Annotated in this window: 18 protein-coding genes and 1 pseudogene; 15 read left to right on the top strand and 4 right to left on the bottom strand. The window is 62.0% G+C overall.

Features of this window, described 5'->3' with window-relative positions:
• Positions 1-26: 26 nt before the first annotated feature.
• Positions 27-998, top strand: a complete 972-nt coding sequence (locus A8B82_RS06020) for an NADPH:quinone oxidoreductase family protein (protein WP_067289607.1) — start codon at positions 27-29, stop codon at positions 996-998.
• A gap of 368 nt (positions 999-1366) precedes the next feature.
• Here the strand turns inward: A8B82_RS06020 and A8B82_RS06010 are convergent, their stop codons facing one another.
• Positions 1367-2347, bottom strand: coding sequence for a DMT family transporter (locus A8B82_RS06010; protein WP_067289603.1), 981 nt, complete (start codon positions 2345-2347; stop codon positions 1367-1369).
• Between the two features lie 102 nt (positions 2348-2449).
• Between A8B82_RS06010 and A8B82_RS06005 the strand changes: the two genes are divergently transcribed.
• The 12 genes from A8B82_RS06005 (at position 2450) to A8B82_RS05955 (ending at position 11646) form a co-directional block, all read left to right on the top strand.
• Positions 2450-2965 (top strand): CoxG family protein, encoded by a 516-nt coding sequence (locus A8B82_RS06005; RefSeq protein WP_067289601.1) that lies wholly within the window; start codon positions 2450-2452, stop codon positions 2963-2965.
• A gap of 63 nt (positions 2966-3028) precedes the next feature.
• Positions 3029-3958, top strand: coding sequence for an ABC transporter ATP-binding protein (locus tag A8B82_RS06000; RefSeq protein WP_067289599.1), 930 nt, complete (start codon positions 3029-3031; stop codon positions 3956-3958).
• Positions 3955-4716, top strand: a complete 762-nt coding sequence (locus tag A8B82_RS05995) for an ABC transporter permease (RefSeq protein WP_067289597.1) — start codon at positions 3955-3957, stop codon at positions 4714-4716. Before A8B82_RS06000 ends, A8B82_RS05995 begins: the two co-directional genes overlap by 4 nt.
• A gap of 49 nt (positions 4717-4765) precedes the next feature.
• The gene (locus A8B82_RS05990) at positions 4766-5563 is read left to right on the top strand and encodes a S49 family peptidase (RefSeq protein WP_067289584.1); all 798 of its coding nucleotides are present in this window, start codon (positions 4766-4768) and stop codon (positions 5561-5563) included.
• Entirely contained in the window at positions 5564-5728 is a 165-nt protein-coding gene (locus tag A8B82_RS24315) for a hypothetical protein (RefSeq protein WP_162841704.1), read from the top strand.
• A 2-nt stretch (positions 5729-5730) separates the two neighbouring features.
• Entirely contained in the window at positions 5731-6678 is a 948-nt protein-coding gene (locus tag A8B82_RS05985) for a calcium/sodium antiporter (protein ID WP_201120755.1), read from the top strand.
• 10 nt (positions 6679-6688) lie between these two features.
• Complete coding sequence (locus A8B82_RS05980) at positions 6689-7468, top strand: SDR family oxidoreductase (RefSeq protein WP_067289581.1); 780 nt, start codon at positions 6689-6691, stop codon at positions 7466-7468.
• A gap of 286 nt (positions 7469-7754) precedes the next feature.
• Positions 7755-9620, top strand: coding sequence for an excinuclease ABC subunit UvrC (gene uvrC, locus A8B82_RS05975; protein WP_067289579.1), 1866 nt, complete (start codon positions 7755-7757; stop codon positions 9618-9620).
• A 141-nt stretch (positions 9621-9761) separates the two neighbouring features.
• Positions 9762-10427 (top strand): CDP-diacylglycerol--glycerol-3-phosphate 3-phosphatidyltransferase, encoded by a 666-nt coding sequence (pgsA, locus tag A8B82_RS05970; protein WP_067289577.1) that lies wholly within the window; start codon positions 9762-9764, stop codon positions 10425-10427.
• On the top strand, positions 10424-10669 hold the full coding sequence (gene moaD, locus A8B82_RS05965; RefSeq protein WP_067289574.1) for a molybdopterin converting factor subunit 1: 246 nt from the start codon (positions 10424-10426) through the stop codon (positions 10667-10669). The genes pgsA and moaD overlap by 4 nt, the downstream gene beginning before the upstream one ends.
• Positions 10670-10672: 3 nt before the next feature.
• Positions 10673-11119 (top strand): molybdenum cofactor biosynthesis protein MoaE, encoded by a 447-nt coding sequence (locus A8B82_RS05960; RefSeq protein ID WP_067289573.1) that lies wholly within the window; start codon positions 10673-10675, stop codon positions 11117-11119.
• A gap of 80 nt (positions 11120-11199) precedes the next feature.
• Positions 11200-11646, top strand: a complete 447-nt coding sequence (locus A8B82_RS05955) for a universal stress protein (RefSeq protein ID WP_067289571.1) — start codon at positions 11200-11202, stop codon at positions 11644-11646.
• Positions 11647-11686: 40 nt separating this feature from the next.
• Here A8B82_RS05955 and A8B82_RS05950 read toward each other — a convergent pair whose 3' ends face one another.
• The 3 genes from A8B82_RS05950 to ubiA form a co-directional block, all read right to left on the bottom strand.
• Complete coding sequence (locus A8B82_RS05950) at positions 11687-12013, bottom strand: hypothetical protein (RefSeq protein WP_067289569.1); 327 nt, start codon at positions 12011-12013, stop codon at positions 11687-11689.
• On the bottom strand, positions 12000-13907 hold the full coding sequence (locus A8B82_RS05945; RefSeq protein WP_067289567.1) for an OmpA family protein: 1908 nt from the start codon (positions 13905-13907) through the stop codon (positions 12000-12002). The genes A8B82_RS05950 and A8B82_RS05945 overlap by 14 nt, the downstream gene beginning before the upstream one ends.
• A gap of 61 nt (positions 13908-13968) precedes the next feature.
• Positions 13969-14946: a 4-hydroxybenzoate octaprenyltransferase gene (gene ubiA, locus A8B82_RS05940; RefSeq protein ID WP_067289565.1), complete on the bottom strand. Its 978-nt coding sequence runs from the start codon at positions 14944-14946 to the stop codon at positions 13969-13971.
• Between the two features lie 11 nt (positions 14947-14957).
• On the opposite strand from ubiA, the gene A8B82_RS05935 reads away from it, so the two are divergent.
• Together A8B82_RS05935 and A8B82_RS05930 are read left to right on the top strand one after the other, a co-directional pair.
• Positions 14958-15680: a 16S rRNA (uracil(1498)-N(3))-methyltransferase gene (locus tag A8B82_RS05935; protein WP_067289773.1), complete on the top strand. Its 723-nt coding sequence runs from the start codon at positions 14958-14960 to the stop codon at positions 15678-15680.
• A gap of 48 nt (positions 15681-15728) precedes the next feature.
• Positions 15729-15922: pseudogene (locus A8B82_RS05930) on the top strand (hypothetical protein); the annotation flags it as partial.

Raw genomic sequence — 15922 nt, 5'->3', positions numbered from 1 at the left:
GCGGGCCAATCGGAAAGGACCCCATGATGCGCGCGATGCAAGTGACCGCCTATGACGCCCCCCTCAGCCTTAAGGATCTGGAAATGCCCGTTCCCGGACCGGGCGAAGTGCTGGTGAAGATCGACACCTGCGGCATGAACTTTGGCGATACGCTGATGATCAAGGGGACCTATCAGGAGAAACCGCCTCTTCCCTTTACCATCGGGATGGAACTGGCGGGGCGTGTTGTGGGGCTGGGTGACGGGGTGAGCTCTCTGGCGAAGGATCAGCGCATCGCGGCCTATACCGGCTTTGGCGGCCTGTCGGAATATGCGGTTATTCCCGCCGAGATCTGCGTGCCGATCCCGGATGAGATGAACGCGGTGGATGCGGCGGCCTTCTTGATTGCCTATGGCACCAGCCATGTCGCGCTGGATTACAAGGCGGGTTTGAAACCGGGTGAACGGCTGCTGGTACTGGGCGCATCAGGCGGGGTTGGCCTGACGGCGGTGGAACTGGGCAAGCTGATGGGGGCGGAGGTGATCGCCTGCGCGCGCGGCAAGGCCAAGCTGGAGATTTGCCGCAAGCTGGGTGCGGATCACCTGATCGATTCCGAAACCGATGATATCCGCGCGGCGGTCAAGTCGCTGGGGGGCGCGGACGTGGTGTACGACCCCATCGGCGGCGATCAGTTCAAGGCCGCGATGCGGGCCTGCAACCCCGAGGCGCGGCTGCTGCCGCTGGGATTTGCCAGTGGCGACGTTCCGCAGATCCCCGCCAACATCCTGCTGGTCAAGAACCTGACGGTTCTGGGTTTTTACTGGGGCGGATATGCGCGGATCAAACCCAGCGTGCTGACCGACAGTTTCCGCACCCTGATTGACTGGTACGTCGCAGGCAAGGTCAAGCCGCATGTCAGCAACGTGCTGCCGCTGGAACAGGCAAACGAGGCACTGGACCTGTTGCGGACCCGCAAGGCGACGGGCAAGGTGGTGGTGCAGGTGTCGGAGCCGGAGTAGCCGTTTCCTTTGAAGGAAACGGTTCGGAATTTTTGAAAATTCCGATCTGGTCAGGAATGCCCGCTCATGCCAATCTGGAACCAAGAGAAGTCCGCAAGGGAAACCATGATGCCCAGCGATATCATCCTCCTGTCGATCCCGCCTCTCGTGCTTGCGCTGATCGTCTGGGGAAGAGTTCGCGCACGTCGGCGCAAGTGTCTCATGCTACCACAGGCCCACGCGCCTCATAGCCCCGATACGGGTTATGACCGCACTGAAATGGCCCGTAGCGCGATGCAGGGACACGCAGATGGCGGCACGTCGGTATAGGTTTGTGAAAACGTTTCCTTTGAAGGAAACGACCCGGAATTTTTGAAAATTCCGGTCGCTCAATACCGTCGTGTGGCAGGACGGCTGATCGTGGCACGGGCCTTTTGCCGCTCCCGCAGGAAGACGAATAATCCCGAGCCCAGGATCAGCGCGATGCCGATCCAGACTTCCCATGCGGGCAGATCGCCGAAGATCGCAAAACCCCAGAACACGGCCAGCGGCAGACCGACATATTCGAAAGGCGCGACCGTGGCGGCATCGGCCATCCGATAGGCGGCACTCAGGCAATAGCCGATCACAGCCGCGTTCAGACCGAGGCCAACGAATACCCATTCATCGCCAGGCGCGGGCCAGACCCAGGCGCGCAGGAGGAACTGCATGGAGGGCGAACTGCCCTCGTTCACGAAACGCCCGTCGCCCGCGATAAGGAAAAACCCCAGCGAGACGACGATGAAGACCGACTGCATATAGACCGATAGGGCCGAGGCCTTGCTGCTGACCCCCAGTTTGCGGGTCATCAGCTGGTTCAGCGCATAGGTCAGCGCGGCAAAGACCGGCAGCAGCAACACCAGCCTTGAAGCGCCGAGGCTTTCGGTCCCTGCCCAGGGCCTCTGCATGACAATCACGCCGGCGAAGCCGATCATCACCGCACCAAGCCGCAACGGCCCCACCTTTTCACCAAGGATCGGGATCGACAGCAGCGTGATGAACAAGGGTGCCGCAAAGAACAGCGCGGTCGCTTCTGCCAGCGGGATCGCCCCCAGCGCCACGAAAAAGGTCATGTTCGCGATCACCACAAGCGCGCCGCGCAGCAGGTGCAGACCGGGCCGGTCGGTTTTTAGGATGCGCCACCCGCCCTCGATCTGGACCAATATCAGGCTGAAGATGATCCCGATTGCCGAGCGCACGAACACCAGCTCATGCAGGGGATAGCCTCCTGACAGCCGCTTGATCAGCATGTCATTCACGGAAATCGCAAGGATACCCACAAGGACGAAGGCGATGGCCGGACCGGCGCGATTTTGGGGCAGCATTGTCATGCAATTGACCTATCAGCCCCGCTGTCGCTGTCCAGTGCGTTTGGCGTTGGACTGTCCCGGCAACTTGTCTATCCTGTGCCGAAATAACCCGGAGGTTCCCCCATGCAAATGTCAGATACCCGCCAGATTGCGGCCCCCCCGTCAGAGGTTTATGCGGCCCTTCTGGACCCTGAAGTGCTCAAGGCCTGCGTGCCGGGTGCCACGGAAGTCACCGGATCGGTCGAGGACGGGTACGAGGCGACTGTCGTGCAAAAGGTCGGACCCGTTAAGGCGACCTTCAAGGGTGAGGTGACGATCACCGATCTGGTGCCGGACCAATCCATGAAGATTGATGGCGCAGGCAAGGGCGGGGCCGCAGGTTTCGCCAAGGGCGGCGCCGATGTGCGGCTGGTGGCAAAGGATGGCGGCACCGAGCTGAGCTATGATGTGGAGGCCAAGGTGGGCGGCAAGCTGGCGCAGTTGGGCAGCCGGATCATTGACGGCTTTGCAAAGAAGATGGCGGATCAGTTTTTCAATAATCTTCAAGAGACCCTGGAAGGACCTGCAGAAGAGGCAGGCGGGGAAGGCACCGAAGAGGCTCCTGAGAAAAAAGGTTGGTTCGGTCGGTCAAAAGACTGAACTGAACTGTTTACTTTACTGTCCCGCCGACTAAGTTCGCGCGGGGTAAAGGGGGCCTGAGCCATGGCAAATATCGTTGAAATCACCGACCTGCGCAAATCCTACAAGGACGGTTTTCAGGCGCTCAAGGGCGTGAACCTGGGGATTGAAGAGGGCGAAATCCTTGCCCTTCTCGGACCGAACGGCGCGGGCAAGACCACGTTGATCTCCACGGTTTGCGGGATCACCATGCCGACAAGCGGAACGGTCACGGTCGGCGGCCACGACATCCTGCACGATTACCGCGCGGCGCGATCCATGATCGGGCTGGTGCCGCAGGAAATCAACCTGGAGCCCTTTGAGCGGGTCATCAATACCGTACGTTTTTCACGCGGTTTGTTTGGCAAATCCTCTGACGACGCGGCCATCGAGAAGGTGCTGCGGCAATTGTCGCTTTGGGACAAGAAAGACAACCAGATCAGGGAATTGTCTGGCGGGATGAAGCGCCGTGTCCTGATTGCCAAGGCACTGGCCCACGACCCCCGCGTTCTGTTTCTGGATGAACCCACGGCGGGCGTCGATGTGGAATTGCGCAAGGACATGTGGCAAATCGTTGGCAAGCTGAAGGAAGATGGCGTGACCATCATCCTGACCACTCATTACATCGAAGAGGCGGAGGCGATTGCCGACCGGGTCGGGGTGATCGCCCATGGCGAGCTGCTGCTGGTCGAGGAAAAGGCCAAGCTGATGGCCCACATGGGCCAGAAGGAGCTTGAGGTGCAGTTGACCGAGACCCTGACCGAAGTGCCAAAGAACCTGCGGTCTGAAGATCTGGAGCTGTCCAGCGACGGGCACGCATTGATCTATACCTATGACACCAACGCCGAACGCACGGGCATTACCAAGCTGCTGGCGGATGTCGCCGCCGAAGGGCTGGTCCTGCGTGACGTGGTGACCCGGCAATCCAGCCTGGAAGATATCTTTGTCAATCTGGTCAAGGAGGACGCGGCATGAACTGGACGGCTGTCCGCTCCATCTATCTTTTCGAGATGTTCCGGTTCTTCAGAACAGTGGCGCAGAGTTTGCTTGCGCCCGTCATCTCCACCTCTCTGTATTTCGTGGTTTTTGGCGCGGCCATCGGCAGCCGGATCGAACAGGTCGAGGGGGTCGGCTATGGTGCTTTCATCGTGCCGGGGCTGATCATGCTCACGGTCATAACGCAGTCCATCGCCAACGCTTCGTTTGGTATCTATTTCCCGAAATTCATCGGCACGTTCTTTGAGCTTCTCTCGGCGCCGATCAGCTTTCTTGAGATCGTCATGGGCTACGTGGGGGCCGCCGCGACCAAGGCGCTGATCATCGGGTTCATCATCCTGATCACGGCGTATTTCTTTGTCGATTTCAGCATCGCCCATCCGCTGGCCATGCTGGTGTTCCTGTTGCTGACGACGATCAGTTTCGCGCTCTTTGGGTTTATCTTGGGCATCTGGGCGGGGAATTTCGAACAGTTGCAGATTGTGCCGCTGCTGATTGTCACACCGCTGGTGTTCCTGGGCGGCTCTTTCTACTCGATTTCGATGCTGCCGCCATTCTGGCAGACGGTGTCGATGTTCAATCCGGTGGTCTACCTGATCTCGGGCTTCCGCTGGGCGTTCTTTGACACGGCGGATGTGCCGATCCTGACCAGCCTTCTGGCGATCGGGCTGTTCACGGGCATCTGTCTGAGCATCATATGGTGGATTTTCCGCACCGGCTGGCGCATTCGCCAATAAACCGCCGCCTTGCCTTGTTTGCCACGCGTCGGCGTTCTACATGGGGAGCATGAACAATTGGCTGCCTTTTCTGAAGTCTGACCCGACCGTTGCTGTCATCCGCCTGTCGGGCATGATCAGCACCTCGGGGCGTGGCGTGCTGAACGATGCGACCATGGGGCCGGTGATCGAAAAGGCGTTCAGCAAGGGCAAACCGGTCGCCATCGCGCTTGAAGTGAACTCGCCCGGTGGCAGTCCGGTCCAGTCGTCCCTGATCGGCGCGCGAATCCGTCGGCTGGCTGAGGAAAAGAGCATTCCGGTCATCGCCTTTGTCGAGGATGTCGCGGCGTCCGGTGGATACTGGCTGGCTGTGGCGGCGGATGAGATCTATGCCGATCCGTCCTCGGTGCTGGGGTCTGTCGGTGTGATTTCGGCTTCCTTCGGGGTGCATGAGCTGATCGACAAATACGGCGTGGAACGGCGCGTCTATACTGCTGGCAAGTCCAAGAGCATGCTGGACCCGTTCCGCCCCGAGAACCCCGAGGATGTGGCCCGGCTGAAAGTGCTGCTGGAAGACATCCACGAGAATTTCAAAGACCATGTGAACACCCGGCGGGCAGGCAAACTGCCCGAGGATCAGGACTTGTTCACCGGAGAGATCTGGCTGGCGAAACGTGCCGCCGAACTGGGTCTGATCGACGGCATCGGCCACCTGCGCCCGATGATGAAGGACCGCTTTGGCGACAAGGTGAAATTCCGCCGCTATGGCGCGCGCAAGGGATTGCTGTCGCGGTTCGGGGCGCAGATCGTTGAAGATGCGGTTCAGGGCATCGAAGAACGCGCGGCATTCGCGCGGTTTGGGCTCTGAATGGTATTCAAGATCGTACTTCTGTTCCTCGTGTTCATGGGGGTGCTTGCATGGTTCGGCAAGATGCACTGGATCGGCGGCAAGCGGTTCAGCCAGACCAAGTGCGGTGCCTGCGGGCGATATCGCATCGGCAAGGGCCGCTGTAGCTGCGGGGGGCAGGGTTGATGTTGATGCCATGGCTGCTGTCCCTTCTGGGACTTGTGATCCTGCTGCTGGCAGGGGATGCGCTGGTCAAGGGCGCGGTGAACCTGTCGCTGCGGCTGGGTGTGCCTGCGCTGATTGTCAGCCTGACCATTGTGGCGTTTGGCACATCTGCCCCGGAACTGCTGATCTCGATCAAGGCGGTGATCGACAATGCCCCGGGCATCGCACTGGGCAATGTGGTGGGATCGAACACCGCCAATATCCTTCTGGTGCTGGGCATACCGGCCTTGCTGGCAACCATGCACACTTCCGAATGCAGTACGCGCAAGACCTATAACTTCATGATCGCCGCCTCGGTGCTGTTCATCGCGCTGGCATTTCGGGGCGTCTTTGACTGGATTGCCGGGCTGGTGCTGCTGGGCGGGCTGGCCTATGTGCTGGCCGACCAGTTCGGCGAGGCGCGCAATCACCGCAATGCGTGCAGAGGCGACAGTGCCGAGGAGCCCGAAGGGGCCGACCCGGACATGCCGGGCTGGCAGATTGCGGTCTTCCTTGTGCTCGGTCTGATCGGGTTGCCGCTGGGCGCAAGCCTGCTGGTGGACAATGCCACCATCATTGCAACCGCCTATGGGGTCAGCGATACGGTGATCGGATTGACGCTGGTGGCAGTCGGCACCTCGCTTCCGGAACTGGCCACGACAGTCATGGCCGCCCTGCGCCGCCAGGCCGATGTGGCGCTGGGCAACGTGATCGGGTCGAACATGTTCAACCTTCTGGCGATCATCGGCATCGCCAGCCTGGTGGGTCCCATTGAGGTCGACCCTGCGTTCCTGCAGTTCGACCTTTGGGTGATGCTGGGCGCGTCGCTGTTGTTGATCCCTTTTGTCTATCTGGGGCGCGACATCACGCGCATTTGGGGGATTGCCTTGTCGGCCCTATATGCCCTGTATCTTGTGGTCGTATTGATCTGAGGAGAGCGGGATGAAGCGGGCGTTGGTCACTGGTGCAGGAAAGCGGTTGGGCCGTGCAATGGCGCTGTACCTGGCGGGGCGAGGCCATGATGTGGCCGTGCATTACGCCAGTTCCGACGAGGGCGCGAAGGAAGTTGTGCGCGAGATCGAGAAGATGGGGCGGCACGCCACGGCGCTGCAGGCCGATCTGCTGGATGAGGCCGCGACGGAAAGCCTGCTGCCCCGCGCGGCAGCGGCCCTGGGCGGGCCGATTACCTGCCTTGTCAACAATGCCTCCATTTTTGAGTATGACACGCTGAAATCCGCGACCCGCGACAGCTGGGACAGGCATATGGGCAGCAATCTGCGCGCGCCCTTCCTGCTGACGCAGGCCATGGCCGCGCAGGGGTTGACCCCGGATCAGGACGCCAACGGCGAGCCCCTGGCGACGGGTCTGATCGTCAACATGATAGACCAGCGCGTGCGCAAGCTGACGCCGGAATTCATGACCTATACGCTGGCGAAGATGGGGTTATGGGCCATGACCCAGACCACCGCGCAGGCGCTGGCCCCGGTCATTCGCGTCAACGGCATCGGCCCCGGACCAACGCTGAAAGGGGCGCGCCAAAGCGAAGCGCATTTTGCCCAGCAGCGCGCCAGCGCGTTGCTTGAACGGGGGGCCAACCCCGATGACATTACAGCGGCCCTTGGCTATTTTCTGGATGCGCCGGGCGTCACGGGACAGTTGCTTTGCGTGGATGGCGGGCAGCATCTGGTCTGGCAGACACGCGATATCATCGGTGTCGAGTAGGACCGCGTGTGAAAGTTCTGCACCTTGGTGCGGAGATGTTACAAAACCGTTGCAAAAGTCGTTAAGATTCAATGAATTGGCGGGCGTTAAGAAATTTAACGAGGGAAATCAAGGAGTTGCATATCTGCCTAAATATTGTGCGATTCAGTGAAGCGGGCCGGATTCAAAGAAAAATTCCGACTGCGTCAGAGTTATCTGCAGAGTTATCCACATATTTGGTGGACAGGTTAATCCTTGTCATAGCTGGCGACCTGTTGCAGGCCAACCGGAGAATCAGAACGGTACGATGACGGAAGAAACGATCAAACCGCCGCTGGGTCACGAGGTCATTCAAAACTATCTCAAGACCATCGACACCTCGCCGGGTGTCTACCGGATGCTGGATGCGGAAAGCCGGGTGCTTTATGTCGGCAAGGCACGCAATCTGCGCGCGCGCGTCGGCAGCTATGCGCGTCCCACCGGCCATTCGCCGCGCATTGCACGGATGATCGCGAACACCGCGTCGATGATGTTCCTGACCACCAGAACCGAGACCGAAGCGCTGCTGCTGGAACAGAACCTGATCAAGCAGCTCAAGCCAAAGTTCAACGTGCTGCTGCGCGACGACAAGAGTTTCCCAAATATCCTCGTCACCACCGATCAGGACTTTCCGCAGATTAAGAAGCACCGGGGTGCCAAGAAGGAGAAGGGGGCCTACTATGGTCCCTTCGCCAGTGCAGGGGCGGTGAACCGGACGCTGAACCAGTTGCAACGGGTGTTCCTGTTGCGCGATTGTTCGGATGCGATGTTCGACAGCCGCACGCGGCCCTGCCTGCAACACCAGATCAAGCGCTGCAGCGCGCCCTGCGTTGGCAAGATCAGCAGCGAGGACTACCGCCAGTCAGTGCGGGATGCGGAGCGGTTCCTGTCGGGCAGGACAACGGATATTCAGGCCCGGTTGGCGGGCGAGATGGCGCAGGCATCCCAGGAGATGGAGTTCGAGCGCGCGGCGGCCCTGCGTGACCGCATCAAGGCGTTGACGCAGGTGCAGACGGCCCAGGGCATCAACCCCAAGGGCGTGGCCGAGGCCGATATCATCGCCTTGCACATGGACAGTGGGCAGGCCTGTGTTCAGGTCTTCTTCATTCGCGCGAACCAGAACTGGGGGAACCGGGACTATTACCCGCGCGTCGGTGCAGACGTGGACGCGGCCGAGGTGCTGGAGGCGTTTATCGGTCAGTTTTATGACACCCGCGAGCCGCCGCGCCAGTTGATCCTGAGCAACGAGATCGAAAACCCCGATCTGATGGCGGATGCGCTGTCGGGCAAGCTGGGCCGCAAGGTGGAATTGCTGGTGCCCCGGCGCGGCGAAAAGGCCGAGCTGGTGGACGGCGCCCTGCGCAACGCCCGCGAGAGCCTGGCCCGCAAGATGGCAGAGACAGCCACGCAGGGCAAATTGCTGGGCGGTCTGGCCGAGGCATTTGACCTGCCAGGCCCGCCGCAACGGATCGAGGTCTATGACAACTCGCACATTCAGGGTGCCCATGCGGTTGGGGCCATGATCGTGGCCGGGCCCGACGGGATGATGAAGAACCAGTACCGCAAGTTCAACATCCGCGGTGATGAACTGACCCCCGGTGACGATTTCGGCATGATGAAAGAGGTGCTGACGCGCCGTTTCAAACGCCTGATCAAGGAAGACCCTGAGCGCAAGGAAGGCCAGTGGCCGGAATTGCTGCTGATAGACGGCGGGGCCGGGCAGGTTTCGGCTGTGGCGTCGATCATGCGTGAATACGGGGTCGAGGATATTCCGATGGTGGGCGTTGCCAAAGGCGTGGACCGCGATGCCGGCAAGGAGGAATTTCACCGCGTCGGCAAGCGGCCGATGGCGCTGCGCCACAACGACCCGGTTTTGTATTTCGTCCAGCGCCTGCGGGACGAGGCGCACCGTTTCGCCATCGGAACACACCGCGCGAAACGCGCCAAGGCGGTCGGAGCCACGCCGCTGGACGATGTGCCGGGCGTGGGGGCGGCGCGCAAACGCGCTTTGCTGGCGCATTTCGGCTCGGCCAAGGCGGTGGGACGCGCGAACCTGAGCGATCTCAAGGCGGTCGAGGGAGTCTCCGGCGCATTGGCCGAGACGATCTATGCTTATTTTCATGACCGGGGCTGATCCGAAGGTGCGGCTGCGCCGCGCGCGATCCTGTTTTTTGATGGGGGACGCTGTCCCCCAGACCCCCTGGGAATATTTGGGGCCAAAAAGAGAGGGTGGTTGGTGCTTTCGCGCCTTTGCCCGGCGGGGTAGGATGCGGTCATGAAGTGGAATCTGCCGAATGTTCTGACGCTTTTGCGTCTGGTCGCTGCACCCGGTGTCGCGGTGATGTTTCTGTATTTCGATCGTCTCTATGCGGACGGGCTGGCGATGCTGTTGTTCGTGGTCGCGGCGGTGACGGATTGGTTCGATGGTTATCTTGCGCGTGCCTGGAAGCAGGAGACCAAGCTTGGGACCATGCTGGACCCGATCGCGGACAAGGCCATGGTGGTGATTGCGCTGATGGTGATCGTGGGCTTTTCCAGCTGGTCGCCCTGGCTTGTGCTGCCCACCACGGTGATCCTGTTCCGGGAGGTCTTTGTCTCCGGTCTCCGGGAGTTTCTGGGCGACGTGTCCGGCACGCTGAAAGTGACCAAGCTGGCCAAGTGGAAGACAACGGCGCAGATGATCGCCATTGCGGTGTTGTTCAGCCAGGGCGTGTTCGAGCACTACTTTGGCCTTTCCGCCGGGGGCGGGATTGACGTGGTGTCCGGCGAGACGCTGGGTGTGGCGCTGGAGCACGACCTGATCGGTCACGACCTCGACCTGGAAATCTGGGCCGGGCGCGTCGGGCTGACACTGTTGTGGATCGCCGCCGCGCTGACGGCGATCACCGGGGCGGATTACCTGAAAAAGGCGATGCCGCATCTGAAGGAGGGCACATCATGAATGTGTTGTATTTTGCCTGGGTACGGGAGCGGATCGGCGTGCCGCGCGAACAGGTCGAGACCACGGCCCGGACGGTGAACGACCTGGTGGTCGAACTGCGCGCGCGCGAGGAACGCTATGCCGCTGCCTTTGAGGATCTGTCGGCGCTGCGTGTGGCCGTGGACCAGACCTTGGCGGAATTTGACGCGCCCTTGGACGGGGTCCGTGAAGTGGCTTTCTTTCCGCCGATGACCGGAGGCTAGGGGATGCGCATTTCCGTACAGGAAGCGCCCTTTGATCTGGGACGGGAGGCGGCGGATTTCGCCGCAGGCCGGGCTGACATGGGGGCCATCGTCACCTTTACGGGTGTCGTGCGGGACCTGCCTGGCGATCCATTGGAAGTGATGGAGATCGAACATTACCCCGGCATGACCGAGGCGGCGCTGACCGAGATGGCACAGCAGGCTGTGGCACGGTTTTCTCTTGGCGATGTCTTGGTGATCCACCGGTTCGGCGCGCTGAAACCGGGCGAGATGATCATGATGGTCGCAACCGCCGCCCCGCACCGCAAGGATGCCTTTGCGGCGGCTGAGTTCCTGATGGACTACCTCAAGTCCCGCGCGCCGTTCTGGAAGCGCGAAGTGACGGCGCAGGGCAGCGATTGGGTCGCGGCAAAGGACGAGGACGAGGTGGCGCTGGACCGCTGGTCCTGACCTGCCTCTGTTTGACCCACATCAAGGTTACCTGCACACTCCACCGATAGGATCAGGTGAAATGCACAGGAGGATGAAAGATGATCACGTCCATAGTTGTCGGTTTTGACGGGTCCGAGGCCGCCGAACGCGCCTTGCAGATGGGCTGCATGCTGGCCCTGAAATTCGGGGCCAGGCTGGAGGTATGCCATACGCCGCTGGAAGAGACGGTGACCTTTGCCGCCGAAGCGATTTCGGGATTTTATGTCGGGCCCACTGCGGCCCATGACGAGATGCTGCGCGAGGCGGCCGTGAAAATGGCAGAGCGTGCCAAAGGGATTGCCGCAGAAGCGGGGATGCCGGATGTGGAGGTTCACATCGCGCATGGCCTTCCGGCGGCGAATGTTCTGACGCGTGCCAAGCAGGCAAAGGCGGATTTGATCGTCACGGGGCGCAGGGGGTTGGGTGCCGTCACGGGGCTGTTCCTGGGCTCGACCTCTCAGGAGATCAGCAAGAGCGCGGAATGTGCTGTCCTGACCGTGGCCTGAGGCCGCTTCGGACGAGACAGGGGCAGGTTTGCAGATTTGGTCAGCTGGCCTGCTGCCGCTCGATATAGGCGCGCATTTCCTCGGCCTCGTGGCGGGCGTCGCGCAGGCCATCCATCGCGGCGCGCAATTCCGCCTCTGTCTGGGCCAGTTGATTGGTCAGCTCGGCCTCGCGCTGTTGCAGATAGGTGATCGCCTGGTCGCGGGTTTCCTCGGCCTCGTGCAGTTCCTGGCTCATCTTGTCGAGCTGGGCCACGTCACCTGCAGCCACACGGGTGAACCGGTGCAGCAGCCAATTTGCAAACCATCCCAGACAGAAAGCCACGAACAGGATGATCGCGGTGGCGAGGACGAATTCAGTTCTGCTCATCAGTGGGGCCTTCTTCGACTTGATCCGCTTCTGTATCGCCCGATTGCGCGATGGATTCCAGCGTTGTTTGCCCTGGCAGGTCCACTGTCTTGGGGCGGATCAGGCGAAATTCGATGCGGCGGTTGGCTTCGCGGCCCACTTCGGTCTTGTTGTCGGCAACCGGGTTTTCCTCGCCATACCCCTTGGCGGTGAAAGAGCCGGTGAGGACGCGGCGCGCGCGCAATTCATTCAGGACGGATTCAGCGCGTGATTGCGACAGCGCAAGGTTCATCGATTCGCGGCCCTGGCTGTCGGTATAGCCCTGGATCTCAAGCGGCAGGTCGCCGCATCGTTTCAGGATCTCCGCGATGTCGTCCATGGTGCCCAAAGCGCTGGCGTCGATGGTGGCGCTGCCCGGTTCGAAGTTGATCTTGGCGACTTTCACGACCTCTCCGATTTCGGCCTCGCATTCGTCTGGCGTGGGCAGGCCCAGCACCGGGTCCAGCTTTTCGCGATAGATGACGTCAATGTCGTATTCCGCCCCTTCACCCAGCTTGTCGGACAGCAGCGATGCAATTTCGGTGCTGGCATCGGGATTGCCGGTGTTGCCGCTGACCGAAACGGTATCAGGGGTGACGGTGATCGCGCCGTTGGACAGGCTTGCCAGCGCCTCCAGCCCGGTCAGCACGCGGGGGCCCCAGCTGTCGGGCAGATCCTCGTCGATCCGCGCGGCCATATAGACCTTGTCGGAACCAAAACGCGCCTTGGCATAGCTGTCGGCCAGTTCGCGCAGGGGGGCATTGCTGACACGGCCGCGCAATTGCACCTGGCCTTCGGGGCTGAGCGTGGCGGTGAATTCCGGCGGGCCGGCATTGGGGTCTTCGAGTTTGGGCAGTTTTGCACTCAGCGCAAAGACCTCCGGCAGGGAGGTTTCCAACTCGCCCACCACGCGGTCGAACAGGGACTGGTCGATGCCGGGCTGGGCGATCAGGGTCATGTCGGCATCGGCCAGGGTGACGGAGCCGCCTTCAAGGCGTTTGACGGCGTCGATGCCCTGCATCACCGCTTCCGACCAGTTCGGGCTGGGGACGCCCAGACCGACAGTGCAACGGCTGTTCGCGGGTGCGCCCGCGCGTTCGCCTGCGGCCAGGATACGGTTGCGGGCCGCGTCCGTGTCGGCGGAACAGGCGTCGAACCTTGCGCCATCGGCGTCGAGTTCGAAGCGCATGGTGAAGGGGGTGATCACCGGGCGGGGGGCGGCGATGTCGAGCACGAGCTTAAGGGACGGCGGTGCGGCGCGTTTGAGTTTGGTTTCCATTGCGGCCTTGGCTTCGGCACTGTCGGCAATCGCGGTGATGGAGACGCGCCCGGCCTCTATGGAGGCCTTGGCACGGGGCAGTTGGGCAATTGCAGTGATGGCGAAACCCAGCGATTCTTCCCAACCGGGCGGTGCGGGGTAGTCGGCTTGCTCTAGCAGATCGGCAACTTCGTTGCTGCCGGACATCTTGGTGAATCGGGCAATCGCGGCCTCGCGGTCGGTGGAGGAGGGAATCAACCCGATGATGGATACGCCGCTGTCGTTGCGCAGAACCTCGGCTGAAAAACGCGGTGGGGCGATGGCGGCCTGAGCCTCGACTTCCATGTCGTCGATGACGCGGGCGGCATCCACGATGGAGCCCGCCGTGGTCAGCGCACGGAACCTGACGGCCTCTGTCGGTGCGATCCCGGCAAGGGTGACCTGCAGCCCGTTGGCCTGCACCTCGGCCCATGTCATGCCTTGGTCGTCCAGCGCGTCCCGCACCCCGATTTCCGATGTCTCCTCTATCAGTTTGACAGAGAAATTCGCCGCCACGAGGGCAACCACGGCGGCGGCGACAAAGGTCAGGGTGATGGTCAGGACAGCAGACAGGCGCATGGCTCTTCTTCTCGATCGTGAACGCTGCCGTCTTGATACGCGCCGGGGACGGGGGGTGCAATCATGCCAGCAAGGCGGCGGCAAAGAACAACAGCGGGATCATGCCAGTATCGCGGTTGGCGCGAAACAATTGCAGCATTTTCGTGGGGTTGTTCAGGTCGAGACCGCGCAGTTGCCAGGCCATGTGCCAGCCCATCGCCCAGGGGCCACCCAGCGCCAGCACCAATGCCAATACGGAGGCGTTCGGTATGGCAGAGAAGACCACGGCGAGGCCCATCAGGCCGACGGTAAGAACCAGAAAGCGGCGCAGCCACTCCGGGCTTTTGTCGCCAAAGAGGCGGGCGGTGGATTTGACGCCGATCAGCGCGTCGTCCTCGGTATCCTGGTGGGCATAGATCGTGTCGTAGAAACACGTCCATGCGATGCCCGCGACGTAAAGCAGCACGGCTGGTGATTCCAGCCTGCCGGTGTGCGCGGTCCAGACCAGCATCGCACCCCAGTTGAAGGCCAGCCCGAGAAAGATCTGCGGCCACCAGGTAAAGCGTTTGGCAAAGGGATAGATCGTAACCAGCAGCAGCGACAGCACGCCCAGCCCCACTGCGGCCCAGTTGAAAGTCAGCAGGATGCAGGCCGCCAGCAATGCCTGAAGGATCATCCAGGCCAGCGCCATGCGCACGGACACTTGACCGGAGGGGATGGGCCGCGACCGGGTGCGCGCCACCTTTGCGTCGATGTCGCGGTCGGTGATGTCGTTCCAGGTGCAGCCCGCGCCGCGCATCAGGAAGGCGCCGATGCCGCAGCCCGCGAATATCCACAGGTCTTCCCAACGAGGGCTTTGGTCATGCAGGATCGCCAGTGCCAGGCCCCACCAGCAGGGCAGCAGCAGCAACCATGTGCCGATGGGCCGGTCCGCGCGGGACAGGCGCAGGTAGGGACGCAGGGCTTCGGGCGCGGAACGGTCCACCCAATTGTCGGGCGGTGCATCGGCTACGGTGCCTTTTGCGTGCCTGCGATCTGGCGTGGCGGGCTGGTCTTGCATATATGAACCTCATGAGTGCGAAGATCAGGCTGTATGTAGATCACCCCTTGGGGGCGGGGCAATCGGTTCCTTTGGACCGGGGGCAGGCGCATTATCTCTTTGGGGTGATGCGGCAGTCTGTCGGCGCGCAGGTGGCGCTGTTCAACGGACGCGACGGCGAATGGCTGGCGGAGGTGGCCCGTGCGGGCAAGCGCGACGGCGAACTTGTCTGCGTCGCGCAGAGCAGGCCCCTGCAGATGCCGCCCGACCTGTGGCTCTGCTTTGCCCCGATCAAGAAGGCCCGCACGGATTTCATCGTGGAAAAGGCCGCCGAGATGGGGGCGGCGCGGATCGTACCGGTGATGACAGAATTCACCAATGCGGGCCGGGTGCAGACCGACCGTTTGCAAGCCCATGCGGTCGAGGCCGCAGAGCAATGCGGCGGCACCTATGTGCCGGAAGTGGCCGAGGCGGTGCGCCTTGACCGGTTGCTGGACGCATGGGACAACACCCGCCACCTGATGTTCTGCGACGAGGCGCTGGCCGCCGATGGGGGCAGTGCAGTGCTTGCGGCGCGGGGCCCCTGGGCCATCCTGATCGGGCCGGAGGGCGGGTTTTCCGAGAAAGAGCGCGCGCGGCTGGCGCGGCTGGAGGCGGCAGTGGCGGTGCGTCTGGGGCCGCGTATCCTGCGCGCGGACACGGCGGCGGTTGCGGCGATGACGCTTTGGCAGCAGGCCCTGGGCGATTGGGGCTGAAGTCTGTGAAGTGTATTTTGGGAACAATGAAATGAAAGTGGACCCCCGATGAGGTTTCTTCGGCCCGAGGCGACAGAGGTTCTGTGGCGCTGGCGCGAGGTGATCGCGGGGGCGGCTCTGGGGCTGGTCGGACTATGGCTTGTGGCGGTGCCGGGTTTCCTGCTGGCGGTGGTGGGCTATCCGCTGATCGCGGCGGGGGTCGGGCTGGCCTGGATCGGCGTGCAGCGGCTGCGGTTCCGGGC

Source organism: Sulfitobacter sp. EhC04 (genome assembly GCF_001650875.1).
Taxonomy (GTDB): Bacteria; Pseudomonadota; Alphaproteobacteria; order Rhodobacterales; family Rhodobacteraceae; genus Sulfitobacter.
The sequence above is the reverse complement of the archived record's forward strand: the minus strand, read 5'-3'. Positions and strand labels throughout refer to the sequence as shown.

Excerpts from the sequence above, each read along its gene's own strand:
- moaD (WP_067289574.1), top strand. The coding sequence starts at position 10,424 with ATGAATGTGTTGTATTTTGCCTGGGTACGGGAGCGGATCGGCGTGCCG.
- A8B82_RS24315 (WP_162841704.1), top strand. The coding sequence starts at position 5,564 with ATGGTATTCAAGATCGTACTTCTGTTCCTCGTGTTCATGGGGGTGCTT.
- A8B82_RS05980 (WP_067289581.1), top strand. The coding sequence starts at position 6,689 with ATGAAGCGGGCGTTGGTCACTGGTGCAGGAAAGCGGTTGGGCCGTGCA.
- A8B82_RS06010 (WP_067289603.1), bottom strand. The coding sequence starts at position 2,347 with ATGACAATGCTGCCCCAAAATCGCGCCGGTCCGGCCATCGCCTTCGTC.
- A8B82_RS05990 (WP_067289584.1), top strand. The coding sequence starts at position 4,766 with ATGAACAATTGGCTGCCTTTTCTGAAGTCTGACCCGACCGTTGCTGTC.
- A8B82_RS06000 (WP_067289599.1), top strand. The coding sequence starts at position 3,029 with ATGGCAAATATCGTTGAAATCACCGACCTGCGCAAATCCTACAAGGAC.
- A8B82_RS05950 (WP_067289569.1), bottom strand. The coding sequence starts at position 12,013 with ATGAGCAGAACTGAATTCGTCCTCGCCACCGCGATCATCCTGTTCGTG.
- A8B82_RS05955 (WP_067289571.1), top strand. The coding sequence starts at position 11,200 with ATGATCACGTCCATAGTTGTCGGTTTTGACGGGTCCGAGGCCGCCGAA.
- A8B82_RS05995 (WP_067289597.1), top strand. The coding sequence starts at position 3,955 with ATGAACTGGACGGCTGTCCGCTCCATCTATCTTTTCGAGATGTTCCGG.
- A8B82_RS06005 (WP_067289601.1), top strand. The coding sequence starts at position 2,450 with ATGCAAATGTCAGATACCCGCCAGATTGCGGCCCCCCCGTCAGAGGTT.
- pgsA (WP_067289577.1), top strand. The coding sequence starts at position 9,762 with ATGAAGTGGAATCTGCCGAATGTTCTGACGCTTTTGCGTCTGGTCGCT.
- A8B82_RS06020 (WP_067289607.1), top strand. The coding sequence starts at position 27 with ATGCGCGCGATGCAAGTGACCGCCTATGACGCCCCCCTCAGCCTTAAG.
- uvrC (WP_067289579.1), top strand. The coding sequence starts at position 7,755 with ATGACGGAAGAAACGATCAAACCGCCGCTGGGTCACGAGGTCATTCAA.
- A8B82_RS05960 (WP_067289573.1), top strand. The coding sequence starts at position 10,673 with ATGCGCATTTCCGTACAGGAAGCGCCCTTTGATCTGGGACGGGAGGCG.
- A8B82_RS05945 (WP_067289567.1), bottom strand. The coding sequence starts at position 13,907 with ATGCGCCTGTCTGCTGTCCTGACCATCACCCTGACCTTTGTCGCCGCC.
- ubiA (WP_067289565.1), bottom strand. The coding sequence starts at position 14,946 with ATGCAAGACCAGCCCGCCACGCCAGATCGCAGGCACGCAAAAGGCACC.
- A8B82_RS05935 (WP_067289773.1), top strand. The coding sequence starts at position 14,958 with ATGAGTGCGAAGATCAGGCTGTATGTAGATCACCCCTTGGGGGCGGGG.